Below are 12,938 nucleotides of genomic sequence, written 5' to 3' on the forward strand. Positions count from 1 at the left end.
CATCGTCAGGCGAGCAGGGCCATGAGGCGCGTGAGGTCCGGTGCCCGGTCCAGCGCCCAGATGGCCTCGATCTGCGCCGCGGCCCGTTCGGCGCAGCCGCCGAGCGCGGCGTTGTCGCGGAACTTGGTTTCGAGCTCGGCATCGGTCAGCGGCGTCGCCTCGCTGCCGCGGGGGTGGATGACGGTGGCCGTCTCCACTCGCCCATCCGCCAGCCGCAGGGTCACGCGGGCGGCGCCGCGCGGCAGCGCCTCGTCCAGCACGGCCGTCACCCTGGCGCGCATGGCCGCGAGCGCGGCATCGGCCAGCGCCGGCGCCTCGAAATCCAGAACACCGGCACGGCCGCGCAGCAGGCCGAGCGCGGCGCTGTGGTGGATGCTGACGCGTAGGTCGCGCTCGTTCCGCACGGTGCGGTCGCCGCGCGCCAGCAGCAGCGCATCGCCGGCGACGGTGACGGACTGGATCGCCTCGGGCGCCACGCCCGGACGGGTCCGCAGCGCCAGGCAAGCATCGATGACGGCGTGGAAGACGATGCCGGCGGGATAGGGCTTGTAGGTGTTGCGGCCGATCTCCCAGCGCTCGCCGAGACCGGTCGTGATCGCGGCCATGTCGGCTTCGTCGCCGCAGGCACGCGCCCAGCCGAGCGGCCCCTCGATCGCGGCGGGCGCGGCCTGCCAGCCCTCGGCGGCGAAGAGGGCGGCGAGGATGCCGTGCCTTGCGGCATTGCCGACGCCGACATTCTTCGCCGCGGTCGGCAGGTTCTCGACCGTGCCGGCGGCCTCGCTGCTGGCGATGCCGATCGCCTGCGCGGCCTGCGCCGAATCCAGCCCCAGCAGGCGGGCGCAGCCGGCCGCCGCCCCGAAGGCGCCGCAGGTGGAGGTGATGTGCCAGCCCCGCGCGTAATGCCCGGGGGAGACCGCATTGCCGATCCGGCAGGCGACCTCGCCGCCCAGCAGGAAGGCATGCAGGACAGCGGCGCCCGACAGGCCGCGCTGTTCGGCGAGGGCGAAGAGCGGCGGCGCGACCGGCGCGGCCGGGTGGATCACCGTGTCGAGATGCGTGTCGTCGTAATCCAGCAGGTTGGCGGCGACGGCATTGACGAAGGCCGCGCCCATCGCATCCAGCTGCAGCCCCTGGCCGAAGACGGTGGCCGCCGGCGCGGCCGACAGCCCGCGCATGACCTTCGCCGCTATCCGCACCACCGGGTCGCGCGCCGTGCCCAGGGCGCAGCCGATATGGTTCAGCAGGCTCCGCTTCGCCTCATGCCGCAGGGCCTCGGGGATGTCCTCCCAGCGGCTCGCGGCGACGAAGCGGCCGAGCGTCTCGGTCGCGGTGGGGTCGGGCATGCTGCGCCTCGTTGTTCCTGGACCGGGACGGCATAGCCCATCCGCGGTGCGCCGCCAGCCCTTTGCGGCCGGGCCGGAGCGTGGAACGATGCGGCAAAGCCCCGGGAGGAGATGGGCATGAGACGACGCAGCCTGGTCGCGATGCTGGCCATGCCCGCCCTGGCCCGGGCGCAGCCCGCCTGGCCGAGCCGGCCGATCCGCATGGTGATTCCCTTCCCGCCGGGTGGGACCACGGACATCCTCGGGCGCTATCTCGCGCCGCCGCTCGCCGCGGCGCTCGGCCAGTCCGTGGTGGTGGAGAACCGCACCGGCGGCAACGGCGCGGTCGGCGTGGTGGAGACGCTGCGCGCCGCGCCGGACGGCTACACCATCTGCCTCTCGATCAGCACGCTCATCACCCAGGCGCTGCTGACGAAGCAGCCCTACGACCCCATCGCCGACGTCACGCCCATCCTGCACCTGGCCAATGTCGGCAATATCCTGGTGGTGAACAAGGCGCTGCCCATCCACAGCGTGGCCGACCTCATCGCGCATGCCAGGGCGCATCCGGGGATGCTCGCCTACGGCTCGCCGGGCATCGGCAGTTCCGTGCACCTCTCGGGCGAGCTCTTCGCCCAGGCGACGGGCACGCAGATGGTGCATGTGCCCTATCGCGGCGGCGGGCCGGCCTTGGCGGACCTTGTTGCCGGCAATATCCAGCTCATGTTCGGCAATGCCAGCTCGACGCTGCCCTTCGTCCGCAGCGATGCGGTGCGGCCGCTGGCGGTGACGGCGGCGACCCGCCAGGCCTATGCGCCGGACCTGCCGACGATCGCCGAGGTCGCGCTGCCCGGCTTCGCGGTGAGCGAGTGGTATGCCTTCCTCGGCCCGGCCGGCATGCCGGCACCCATCGTGGAGCGGCTGAACCGCGAGATCATGGCGATCGTCGGCACGCCGGAGGGGCGAGCGAAGCTGCTGGACCTGGGCGCGGAGGTGGTGGGCGGCACGCCGGCCGGCTTTGCCGCCTTCCTGCGCGCCGACATGGCACGGACCGAGGCGCTGATCCGCAGCGCCAATATCAGGGCGGAGTGACGGGCATGGATCGCGGCTTGAAGGGGAAGGCGGCGCTGGTCAGCGGCGCGAGCAAGGGGATCGGCCGCGCCATCGTGCAGCGCCTGGTCGCGGAGGGGATGCAGGTGCTGGGCATCGCGCGCGGCGGCTGCGACGTGCCGGGCGCGATCGGCTTCGCGCTCGACCTGCGGGACCCGGCGGCGCCGGAGGCGGCGGTCGGGCATGCCGTGCGCGACTTCGGCCGGCTGGACCTCGTGGTGAACAGCGCCGGCGCGACGCAGCGCGGCGACTTCCTGGCGCTGACCGACGAGGCCTGGGCGGACAGCTACGCAGGAAAATTCTTCGCGGCCGTGCGGCTGACCCGCGCGGCCTGGCCGCACCTGAAGGCGGCACAGGGCAGCGTGGTGCATATCGCCGGCGCCGGCGGCAAGATCGCCAGCGCCGACTTCACCATCGGCGGCTCGGTGAATGCCGCGCTGATGAACCTGACCAAGGCGCTGGCGGATCGTGGGGTGCAGGATGGCGTGCGGGTGAATTGCATCAATCCCGGCAGCATCCGGACGGACCGGCTGACCGGCCGCATCCGCACCGCCATGCAGGAGCAGGGGCTGGACGAGGCCGGCGCCGCCGCCTTCCTGGCAAAGTCCACCGGCGTCGCGCGCTTCGGCGAGCCGGAGGAGATCGCGGCGACCGTCGCCTTCCTCGCCAGCGCCGAGGCGGGCTATATCCAGGGCGCGATCCTCGACGTGGATGGCGGCTGGATCCGCGCCGTCTAGAACAGGCGGCTGCGCGGCCGTGGCAGGCCGAGATGGTCGCGCAGCATGTTGCCGCGGTAGTCGCGCCGGTACAGCCCGCGCCGCTGCAGGAGCGGCACCACCTGGTCGACGAATTCCTCGAAGGCGCCGGGGAACCAGGCGGGCAAGATGTTGAAGCCGTCGCAGGCGCGGCTTTCGAACCACTGCTGCAGCGTGTCCGCCACCTCCTCCGGCGTGCCCGCCACGACCCAGTGCCCGCGCGCCGCGCCGGCCAGGTTGAACAGGTCGCGCCAAGTCATCCGCTCCCGCCAAGCCTTGGCCAGCATCGCACCGGCGAAACCATGCGAGGTGTCGGGAAGCGGCAGATCCTCCGGCACCAGCGCATCCAGCGGGTAGTGGGAGACATCCTGGCCGAGTCGGGAGGAGAGCATCACCAGGGCATTGCCGGGATTCACGAAACCCTGCAGCCGGTTCAGCTTCTCCCGCGCCTCGGCCGTCGTGCTGCCCAGCACCGGCATCACGCCCGGCAGCACCGCGATCTCATCGGGATGGCGGCCGAAGCGCGCCATGCGCGACTTCAGCGCCTGATAGCCCGCCTGCGCCTCGCCGAGATCCTGCACGACGGTGAAGACCACATCGGCCGTGCGCGCCGCGAGGTTGAGGCCGGGTTCGGACGACCCCGCCTGCAGGACGATGGGCTGGCCCTGCGGGCAGCGGCTGGTCGGCAGCGGTCCCTTCACCCGGAAGAACCGGCCTTCGTGGTCCAGCGGCTTCACCTTGGCCGGATCGATGTAGCGGCCGGTGGCGTGGTCCCGCACCACGGCGCCGTCATCCCAGCAATCCCAGAGGCCACGGACGACGTCGACGAATTCCTCGGCAATCTCGTAGCGGGCGTCGTGGCGCGGATGCTCCCGCCCATAGTTCAGCGCCGCCTTCTCGCCGCTGCTGGTCACCGCGTTCCAGGCGGCGCGGCCGCCGCTGAGATGGTCGAGCGAGGCGAATTGCCGCGCGACGGTATAGGGCTCGTTGTAGGTGGTGCTCGCCGTCGCGCCGAGGCCGACATGGGTCGTGGTCGCGGCCAGCGCCGCCAGCATGGTGATCGGCTCGAACCGCGCCGCAAAGCTCGGATGCATCCCGGGATCGGTCGAGAGGTTGTCACCGAGGAAGATCAGGTCGAACTTCCCGCGTTCGGCGATGCGGGCGATTTCCTGGACCACCGAAAGGTCCTCGAAGCTCTGCGCCGCCCCGGGCCAGCGCCAGCCGGCAATGTGATTCCCCGTGCCCAGGACGAAGACGCCAAGATGCATCTGGCGCGGTTGCGGCATGCCGCCTCTCTCCGAATTCGGGTCGGCGCAGCGCGGGTGAGGGACCGCAGCGCGCCGCCCATGGCCATCCCAGTCTGGCGCATGGCCGCATCCCCGACCAGGACGCGGCCATGGCGAAGCGGTCAGACCCGGGAACTGGGCCGGTAGAAGGGCTCGTGCTGCGCCGGGTCGATGTAGTCGGCGTAGAAGCGGCGGGCATGCGGCAGCAGGGCCTTGGAGAGGCGGCGCCGCTCCACCTCATCGTCTGACAGGGCCCTGGCGAGGTCGTCATGCAGCGCCTTCAGCGCGCCGTCGCGGTCCACCTTGGTGAACCTGCCGTCCCGGTAGATGACCTCGCCGTCGCACATCACCGTCGTGACGGCGCTGGCCTTGGCGCGCTGGATCACCGCGTCCAGCGTCGGGGTCAGCTCGTCGAGATAGGGGTAGGAAACGCTGTGCCAGTCGATCAGCGACAGGTCGGCGCCCTTGCCCACTTCCAGCGTGCCCAGCGACTCGCGGTAGGGCGTGGTCCGGCTGCCGCCCACGGTCGCCATGCGCAGCACCTGCGCCATGGCCGGGACGTCCTTCTCCTCCATCCCCGGCACGCGATGCGCGCGCAGGACGAGGCGCATCTCCTGCAGCATGTCGCGGTCGTCGTTGATCCCCGCCTCGTCGAGGCCGATGGCGGTATTGATGCCCACCGCCTCGAAGCGGTTCAGCGCCGCGACGCCGGAGCGCAGCCGGAAATTGGAGGAGCAGTTGTGGCAGATGCAGGTGCCGCTCGCCGCGACCTTCTGGATGTCGCTCTCGTTCAGCCAGACGCCATGGCCCAGCGTCAGGTTCGGGCCGAGCATCCCGAAGCGCTCGATATAGTCGAGCGCCGTGCCGCCGCCGCGGCGCCTTGCGTATTCCTTCTGGTAGGCCGTCTCCACCAGGTGCATGTGCATCGGCGCGTCATGGGTGCGCGACAGCTCCGAGAGCGCCGCCAGCGCCGCGTCCGAGCACCAGTGCAGGTTCGCCGGCGCGAGCTGGACCTTCACCCGGCGCTTGGCGTTGTGCAACCGGTGCAGGTTGCGGAAGAGATCGCAGCTCTCCTCCAGCCCCATCCTGAACCGCTCGAACCAGCGGCTCATCGGGCCTTTCAGCTCGTCCGGCAGGCTCGCCACGAAGTCCTGGTCCGCCTGGTAGACCAGCCGGTTCTGGTCGCGCAGCGCGAAGCAGTAGGACACCCGCATGCCGATATCCTCATAGGCACGGATGACCTCGTTGGAGAATTTCTCCACCTCCGGCAGGGTGCCCGGCATCCAGCCATGGATGTGCTGCACCGTGGTGATGCCGGAGGCGATCATCTCGAAAGCGGAGTAGAGCGTGTCGAGATAGAGGTTCAGGTTGCGTGAGACCATGCGCGTGACGAACCAGAGCTCGAGCGGCATGTCGGGCGAGCCGAGCTGCACCGGCGTCAGGCCGACATGGTGGTGGCCATTGACGAAGCCGGGCAGCAGGATCTCCCTGCCCGTGCCGATCACCGGCACGCTCGGGTGCCTGGCATGCAGGTCGCTGTAGGTCCCGACCGCGGTGATGATGCCGTCCTCCTGCAGGACGGCGCCGTCTTCGATCTCCTCCCATTCGGTGGCGGAGAGGGTTCTGGTGATCATGGCGCGGCTGCGCACCAGGGACACGGCCATGGCCGGCTTCCTCGTCTGGTTCGGTTGGGTGTGGCGTCGGGTTGCGGCGGTGCGGCGCTCACGCGTGAGCGCCGCACCGCTGCGGTCCATTCTCTGCAGGGCGGAGCCTCGCTTCGGGCCTTTCGCGGCCCGCCGCGATCCACCCTATTCCGCCGCCAGGGCTTCCTGTTCGGCGAAGGCGCGGTCCACCTCGGACCGCAGCTCCTCGGTCAATTGCCGCCGCAGCGCCTCCGCCTCGGGCGAGAAGGGATCGCGCGGGCGCGGCAGGTCCACCGGGACGATGCTCTTGATCCGGCCGGGGCGGGCGGTGAAGACCACCACGCGGTCAGCCAGCGCCACCGCCTCGTCGATATGGTGGGTGACGAAGAGCACCGAGGCGCCGCTGTCCCGCCAGACATCGAGCAGGAAGTCCTGCATCTTGGCCCGCGTCTGGACGTCGAGCGCGGCGAAGGGCTCGTCCATCAGCAGCACCTTCGGCCGCATGGCGAGCGCCCGGGCCACGGCGACGCGCTGGCGCATGCCGCCGGAGAGTTCGTCCGGCCGCTTGTCCATCGCCTCGGCGAGGCCGACGCGCTGCAGCGCTTCCCTGGCGACGGCGCGGCGCTCCGCCTCCGGCGCGCCCCTGATCGAGAGGCCGAAGGAGACGTTCTGCCAGACCGTCAGCCAGGGAAAGAGCGAGGTCTCCTGGAAGATCAGGCTGCGGTCGGGGGAGGGACCCTCGACCGGGTCGCGGAAGGCCCAGATCTTTCCCTGTGTCTGCCGCTCCAGCCCGGCAATCAGGTAGAGAAGGGTCGATTTCCCGCAGCCCGAGGGGCCGAGCAGGACCACGAACTCGCCCGGGGCGATGTCGAGGTCGATGCCGCGCAGCGCCTCATGCGCCCGCGCCGTGTCCTCGGCCCAGGTCTTGCCGACGCCGCGGCAGACCACGGCGTCCTGCGACGACCAGTTGGCATAGCTGTCAGAGGCCACGGAGCACCCCCGCCGTCTCCGGCACCCAGAAGAGGACCCGCTTCTGTATCAGGCGCAGCAGCCAGTCCGAGAGGAAGCCGAGCAGCCCGATCAGCGCGATGGTGAAGAAGACCAGCGACGGGTTGAAGGTGTTGCGCGCCATCATGATGACCTGGCCGAGGCCGAACCCGACCCCGGTGCTCTCGGCGACCAGCACCACCATCCAGGCGCCAAACAGGTTGAGCCGCAGCACGATCAGCAATTGCGGCAGGATCGCCGGGATGATCACCCGTGTATAGATCTGCCGCTTGGTGGCGCCCATAGTCCGGGCGACGTTGATGAAGTTGCGGCTGACATTGTCGATCTGGCTGATGGTGGACAGCACCATGTGGAAAAAGAGCGCGACGACGACCATGAAGATCGCCGGCGCATTGCCGATGCCGAAGATGAAGATCGCCACCGGCAGCCAGGCGATGGGCGAGACCGGCGAGAGCAGCGTGATGGTGGGCAGCACGAGTTTCTCGAAGATGCCGAAATAGCGCACCAGCACGCCGATGCTGATGGACAGCACCGCGGCGATCGCCAGGCCGGCGAAGACGCGCATGGCCGTCGCGCCGATGGTGATGAAGACCGCCTCGTAGGGGCTCGGCCCGTCCGCCGGGTTCACGCCGATCTGCCAGCGCGTCGCGGTATTGAAGAAGCGCGCCTGGTCCGGGATATTGCCGAGGAAGATGTGCGGCGGCGGCAGCAGCTTCGGGTCGGCCCAGCCGAGCAGCCAGAGCAGCTCCCAGATCGCGGTGAAGAGTCCGACCGAGACGAGGGCCCAGCCGAAGCGGGCCAGCGCCTTGCGCGCGCCGGGCGAGAGGCCGAGCGCGCCGCCGAGGCCCGCCGGGCGCGGCACTGCCGCCGCGCCCGTTGCCTGCGTTGCCATGGCCGGCCTCAGGCCGACTTGTGCTTGAGCTGGCCGTAGAGCGCGGCGTTCTCCGCGATCACCTGCTCCAGCAGGGTCCAGTCGATCGCGTCGCGGCCCGGCTTGTTCTTGATGTAGCCCATCTCCACCAGGCTGTCGGTGCGGCCGAGGATGAAGTCGGTCTGGCTGCGGGCATCGACCACCGCCGGCTGCTTCGACATGGCGATCGTCGCATTCGCCATGCTGGTCTTGTAGTAGGTGCCGACCAGCTTCTGCAGGGTCTCCTCCTGCTTCGTCTCGGCCATGAGCTGGGCCTTCATCATGCCCTTGATCACCGCCTTCAGCGCCGCGGGGTTTTCCTTGATCAGGCTGGCGCGGCAGGCGAGGACGCAATCGGTGTAGCCGGGACCGTAGAGGTCGCGGCCATCGGTCAGCATGGTCGCGCCCGGCACGTCGTTCACCAACGCGGTCGCATAGGGCTCGATGGTGCAGATCCAGTCGATGGCGCCGGCCTTGAAGGCTTCCACCGCCTCGGGCGTCGTGCCCATGTAGCGCACCTTGACGTCCTTGAAGCTGACGCCGTTCTTCTTCAGGTAGTCGTAGGGCATCACCTCGAGCGTATCGAGCTGGAAGGTGCCGAGCGTCTTGCCCTTCAGGCTCGCCGGCGTGGTCAGGCCGGGGCGGGCGACGATGGCGCAGCCCTCGACGCCGCCGCCGGCGATGATCTTCACCGGCGCGCCGGCATTGAACAGCGCGATGAACGACGTGTAGGGCATCAGGCCGAGATCGACCTGCCCCATGCCGAGGAAGGTCACCTGCTCGGCGAAGGTCGGCGTGTTGACGAACTGGATCTCGAGCCCGTCCTCCTTCGCCATCTGCAGCGCATGCGCGAGGAAGAGGTTGAGGTTGCAGAAGCCGGTGCCATGCGTCGACTTCAGGCTGCCCTTCGCCTGGGCGAAGGCCTCGTGGCCGAAGCCGGCGGCGAAGGTCAGCACGCTGGCGGCGGTCGCCTTCAGTACGCCGCGGCGGCCCGCCTTCGCGGCGCGGCCGATGGCGGCGTAGTCCTCGGGCAGGATCGTGGTTCCGTCGCGGTCACACATCGCTGGTCCCCTCCGCGGACGGGCGATGGTGATCGGCCCGCCGCTCCTCGCTGGATGACGTTGGCACGCCCACCGTAGCTGCCGCGGCCGCGGCGCTGCGCTGCGCCGGTTTCTGCAACCCGCGTGCCACGTTCCGGGATGGCCGCGGGGCGGGACCGGCATGATGCGGGCGCCCCATCCCAACAGCCGGCGATGCGCCGCGCCCGGCCTGCGGATTGCCCGATCGTCATGCGGCTTTCGCGCAACCCAGGCGCAGACTGCCATTGCTTTCAGCAGCGAAGCGAGCAAAGCTTCCCTTCGAAGTCCCCGCGGGATGCGGGGCAGGGAGGGAATGCACCGCGCCGACGACCTGGTCTGCCGAAGGCTGCCCCGCATGCGGCGCGCGGCGGCCCGGACCGGGCGGAAGGCCCAGGACGCAGCGGGACCAGGACGCGCCGGGATCAGGCGTCGCTGACCGGCACGGTGACGTACTCCCTGAAGAACTGCGCCCGCCGGGAGAGGCGGCTGGCGCAGCCATGGAGGGGATGATGGGCCACGGTATTCGCCTGACGGCCAGCGACCCCTGCCCGATGCAGTGGCATCGGACCGAGGCCGATGAGGCTGCCCTGACGCCGCGACGGATGCGGCCATGCGCCTGCCAGCGGCGGCGACCCCGGGGCATGCCCCCGGCGATCCCGACCTGATGCGGAAGGGGGGCGCATCATGTCGAGCGATATCGGGGTCGCGCCGCCGGTCCGCAGCCGGCGGCTGACGCGCGCGCAGGAGACCCGCAGCCGCGGCCTGCAGGGGCATCCCGCGCTGGAAAGCCTGGCGCGGCAGGTGGTCGTGCCCAGGCTCGCGCATCTGCACCGCCCGCCGGGGCCGGCGATCGATGCCGGCTCGGTCGCGCGCGCCTGGCAGCAATCCGCGCTGTCGCTGGCCTGCAGCCTGCCGGCGCTGGACCTCGCCGAGGGCGCCCGGGCACTGCGTGCCCTCAACCCCTCCGGTTCGCGCTTCGAGGCGATCTGCCACGACGTGCTGCTGCCCGCCGCGGCCGAGTTGCGCCGGCGGCGGGACGGAGAGGGCGCCGACCTCTCCGGCTATCTCACGGGGGTCTGGCGGCTGCGCATGCTGCTGAAGGGGCTGGAGGATGACGGGCGGACCACGGCGCGGAAGCCGCATCGCGGTGCCACCGCGCTGATCGTCTCCGGCGCTTCCGTCGCGCCGACGCTGGAACACTCGATGGTGCAGCGCCTGTTCCAGCGCGCCGGCTGGACGGTGCAGTGCTGCGGCCGGCAGGCGGAAGAGGATCCCTCTGCCGCCGCGGGCAGCCGGCGCTTCGACCTCGCCTGGTTCAGCGTGGACGATGCCACGGATCTGCCGCGCCTCCGCGCGACGGTGAACTCGGTGCGGCATGCATCCCGCAACCGCGGCCTCCGCGTGCTCTCCGGTTGGCAGGTGGCGGCGCCGCCGCCGCCGGCCGAGGCGCTGGGGGCGGATGCGCTGACGCAGGATGCGGCGGCCGCGGCGATTCTGGCGCAGCGGGTGCTGGCACTGCATTGAGCATGGCGCCGCGGGGCGGATGCGCCATGGCTGGCGCCGAGGCGCGGTCCCCGAACGCGCCGCGGACGGGGATCGGCTCGGGCGCGACCTTCCCTGCAGGCGCCGGGACGTCCGGGCGAGGGGCCCCGGGCCGGCAGGCTTTCGACGATCTGGCCCTCGACGATCTGGCCCTCAATGATCTGGCCTGGCATCGCCGCCGCTGCCGGGCGGTGCCGGCCATCCGTCCTGGCTCCTTGCCGTCGGACAATCGCCTTTGACGGACATCGGATGTGCTTGTATCGCGTCTTGCTTGTGGGGCTGCCCGTTCCTGGCGGTGCGCCGGACCCTTCGGCGCCGCCCGCCTGGCCGCCGCCACCCGGCCTCGGCTCCGTGAGGTGGAGGGCCGATCGAGGCTTGAGGCCCGGACGCGCCCACGGCAAAAACTGCCGGTCATGGCCAGCGCGTCACGGCTGGTATTTTGGCACGGATGCGATACCGTTCACTCAACAAACGCATTCGTGATAGAGTATTGTACACAACAATGCGATAATTTGCGCTACCTTCTCCGCATGGCCGTGGCGGGTCGCATTGGCTCCGGTCCCGGCTCCTCAGTTCGTCCGGAGGCTCGATGTCCAGCCCGTGGCGTGCAACCGGACGCCTTGGCGTCCCCAGTTCCGGCCTGGCCTTCGGCCCTGCCGAAGCGGTCGGAGGTCCGTCGCGTGGTGCCGTCCTGATCCTGGTCCTGCTCGCCCTGTCCCCCTTCGCCGTCGCCTTGCTGTTCGGCGCGATGCCCGTCGCCGACCTGCCGGAGGCCGTCTCGGCCCCGCACCCGGCCCTGCCCTGGATCGGGGTCGGCATCCTCGCCCTGGTCGGGGCCGGGCTGCTGCGGCGCGTCCGGGTGCGGGAGAAGGCACTGCGGCAGGAGAAGACCGCGCTCGAGGAGAGGCTGCGCACCGTCGCCGACCTGTCGCATGCCTTCGAGGTCAGCGCCGTCATCCTGCGCGACCTGGACGGCACGATCCGGCGCTGGTCGGCCGGCTGCGAGCGGCTCTTCGGCTTCACCGCGGCCGAGGCGCTCGGCCAGCGGGCGCATGAGCTGCTGGGCACCCGCTTCCCCGATGGCGGCCGCCGCGGCGTCCAGGACGCGCTGCTGGCGCATGGCGAGTGGCAGGGCGAGTTGCGCCACCGGCGCCGGGGCGGGGAGGCGGTGATCGTCGCGTCGCACTGGACCCTGCGGCAGGAGGCCGGCGTGGCCGGCACGGTGGTCGAGGTCCATGCCGATGCGACCGCGCTGAAGGCCGCCGAGGCGGCGCTGCGGGCCGGCGAGGCGCGGCTCCGCCTCGCCCAGGAAGTGGCGGGCATCGGCACCTGGGAATGGGACCCGGAGGCCGACAGCTTCGTCTGGTCGCCGGAGCATTCCGCGCTCTTCGGCACCCCGGGCGGCACCCCGCCGGCGACGCTGGAGGGCTTCCTGGCCCTGGTGCATCCGGACGACCGGGCCGGGGTCCGCGCCGGCGCCTGGCGCGCCCTCGAGAGCGGGGAATACGAGGCCGAGTTCCGCATCCTCCGCCCCGGCCGCGACGGCAGCGAGGATACGCGCTGGCTGCTCGGCCGCGGCCGCCGCATGCCGGGGCCGGCCGGCCGGCTCGGCCCCATCCTCGGCGTCCATATGGACTTCACCGCCCGCAAGGAGGCCGAGGAGCGCCAGGCGCTGCTGATGCGCGAGGTCGACCACCGCGCGAAGAATGCCCTCGCCGTGGTGCAGGCCGTGCTGCGCCTGACCAAGGCGGACAGCCCGCAGGCCTTCGGCCGCGCCATCGAGGGACGGGTCGCGGCGCTGGCCCGCGCCCAGACGTTGCTGACCGAGAGCCGCTGGATGGGCGCCGACCTGATGGCCATGCTGCGCGGCGAACTCGACCCCTTCCTCGGCAATGCCGGCAGCACGCGGGTCACGCTGGACGGACCGCCGCTGACCGTGGCGCCGATGGCGGCGCAGCCGCTCTCGATGACCCTGCACGAGCTTGCCACCAACTCGGCGAAATACGGCAGCCTGTCGCTCCCGGGCGGGGCGCTGGACCTGTCCTGGAGCGTAGATCCGGTGGCCGACCGGCTGCGCCTGCGCTGGGCCGAATCCGGCGGCCCCTCGGTCGCGGGGCCGCCGGCCGGGCGCGGCTTCGGCTCGCGGGTGATCCGGACGACGATCCATGACCAGCTTGGCGGCGAGGTCACGCTCGACTGGCAACCCTCGGGCCTTGTATGCCTTATCGAATTGCCGCTCGGGCGCGTGGTTGCCCGTGCGGATGGCGGCCGCCGCGGCTGAGG

Annotated in this window: 10 protein-coding genes; 4 read left to right on the plus strand and 6 right to left on the minus strand. The window is 71.2% G+C overall.

The window, feature by feature from the left end; genetic code table 11:
- Positions 1–5: 5 nt before the first annotated feature.
- A complete protein-coding gene (locus Q7A36_RS09310; protein WP_305103410.1) occupies positions 6–1,343 on the minus strand; it encodes an MmgE/PrpD family protein in 1,338 nt (445 codons plus the stop codon).
- Positions 1,344–1,460: 117 nt separating this feature from the next.
- Here Q7A36_RS09310 and Q7A36_RS09315 point away from each other — a divergent pair, with 117 nt between their 5' ends.
- Both Q7A36_RS09315 and Q7A36_RS09320 read left to right on the plus strand, forming a co-directional pair.
- Positions 1,461–2,414 (plus strand): Bug family tripartite tricarboxylate transporter substrate binding protein, encoded by a 954-nt coding sequence (locus Q7A36_RS09315; protein WP_305103411.1) that lies wholly within the window; start codon positions 1,461–1,463, stop codon positions 2,412–2,414.
- A gap of 5 nt (positions 2,415–2,419) precedes the next feature.
- Positions 2,420–3,169 carry an SDR family NAD(P)-dependent oxidoreductase gene (locus Q7A36_RS09320; protein ID WP_305103412.1) on the plus strand — a complete coding sequence of 250 codons (750 nt, stop codon included), beginning with the start codon at positions 2,420–2,422 and terminating at the stop codon, positions 3,167–3,169.
- Here the strand turns inward: Q7A36_RS09320 and Q7A36_RS09325 are convergent.
- The 5 genes from Q7A36_RS09325 to Q7A36_RS09345 all read right to left on the minus strand — a co-directional run bounded on the left by Q7A36_RS09325 (position 3,166) and on the right by Q7A36_RS09345 (position 9,095).
- Positions 3,166–4,473, minus strand: a complete 1,308-nt coding sequence (locus Q7A36_RS09325; protein ID WP_305103413.1) for an LLM class flavin-dependent oxidoreductase — start codon at positions 4,471–4,473, stop codon at positions 3,166–3,168. The genes Q7A36_RS09320 and Q7A36_RS09325 overlap by 4 nt on opposite strands.
- Before the next feature lie 122 nt (positions 4,474–4,595).
- Positions 4,596–6,137 (minus strand): amidohydrolase family protein, encoded by a 1,542-nt coding sequence (locus tag Q7A36_RS09330; RefSeq protein ID WP_305103414.1) that lies wholly within the window; start codon positions 6,135–6,137, stop codon positions 4,596–4,598.
- 144 nt (positions 6,138–6,281) lie between these two features.
- On the minus strand, positions 6,282–7,106 hold the full coding sequence (locus Q7A36_RS09335; protein WP_305103415.1) for an ABC transporter ATP-binding protein: 825 nt from the start codon (positions 7,104–7,106) through the stop codon (positions 6,282–6,284).
- Complete coding sequence (locus Q7A36_RS09340; RefSeq protein WP_305103416.1) at positions 7,096–8,016, minus strand: ABC transporter permease; 921 nt, start codon at positions 8,014–8,016, stop codon at positions 7,096–7,098. The genes Q7A36_RS09335 and Q7A36_RS09340 overlap by 11 nt, the downstream gene beginning before the upstream one ends.
- Before the next feature lie 8 nt (positions 8,017–8,024).
- Positions 8,025–9,095, minus strand: coding sequence for an ABC transporter substrate-binding protein (locus tag Q7A36_RS09345; RefSeq protein ID WP_305103417.1), 1,071 nt, complete (start codon positions 9,093–9,095; stop codon positions 8,025–8,027).
- 702 nt (positions 9,096–9,797) lie between these two features.
- Here Q7A36_RS09345 and Q7A36_RS09350 point away from each other — a divergent pair.
- Together Q7A36_RS09350 and Q7A36_RS09355 are read left to right on the plus strand one after the other, a co-directional pair.
- Positions 9,798–10,637: a hypothetical protein gene (locus Q7A36_RS09350; protein ID WP_305103418.1), complete on the plus strand. Its 840-nt coding sequence runs from the start codon at positions 9,798–9,800 to the stop codon at positions 10,635–10,637.
- 607 nt (positions 10,638–11,244) lie between these two features.
- The gene (locus tag Q7A36_RS09355; protein WP_305103419.1) at positions 11,245–12,936 is read left to right on the plus strand and encodes a sensor histidine kinase; all 1,692 of its coding nucleotides are present in this window, start codon (positions 11,245–11,247) and stop codon (positions 12,934–12,936) included.
- Positions 12,937–12,938 lie beyond the last annotated feature (2 nt).

Origin of the sequence: Paracraurococcus lichenis, assembly GCF_030657435.1 — a bacterium.
In the GTDB taxonomy this organism is placed as follows: domain Bacteria; phylum Pseudomonadota; class Alphaproteobacteria; order Acetobacterales; family Acetobacteraceae; genus Paracraurococcus; species Paracraurococcus lichenis.

Coding starts and splice junctions, on each gene's coding strand:
- Q7A36_RS09320 (WP_305103412.1), top strand. CDS start 2,420: ATGGATCGCGGCTTGAAGGGGAAGGCGGCGCTGGTCAGCGGCGCGAGC.
- Q7A36_RS09345 (WP_305103417.1), bottom strand. CDS start 9,095: ATGTGTGACCGCGACGGAACCACGATCCTGCCCGAGGACTACGCCGCC.
- Q7A36_RS09315 (WP_305103411.1), top strand. CDS start 1,461: ATGAGACGACGCAGCCTGGTCGCGATGCTGGCCATGCCCGCCCTGGCC.
- Q7A36_RS09355 (WP_305103419.1), top strand. CDS start 11,245: ATGTCCAGCCCGTGGCGTGCAACCGGACGCCTTGGCGTCCCCAGTTCC.
- Q7A36_RS09350 (WP_305103418.1), top strand. CDS start 9,798: ATGTCGAGCGATATCGGGGTCGCGCCGCCGGTCCGCAGCCGGCGGCTG.
- Q7A36_RS09325 (WP_305103413.1), bottom strand. CDS start 4,473: ATGCCGCAACCGCGCCAGATGCATCTTGGCGTCTTCGTCCTGGGCACG.
- Q7A36_RS09330 (WP_305103414.1), bottom strand. CDS start 6,137: ATGGCCGTGTCCCTGGTGCGCAGCCGCGCCATGATCACCAGAACCCTC.
- Q7A36_RS09310 (WP_305103410.1), bottom strand. CDS start 1,343: ATGCCCGACCCCACCGCGACCGAGACGCTCGGCCGCTTCGTCGCCGCG.
- Q7A36_RS09340 (WP_305103416.1), bottom strand. CDS start 8,016: ATGGCAACGCAGGCAACGGGCGCGGCGGCAGTGCCGCGCCCGGCGGGC.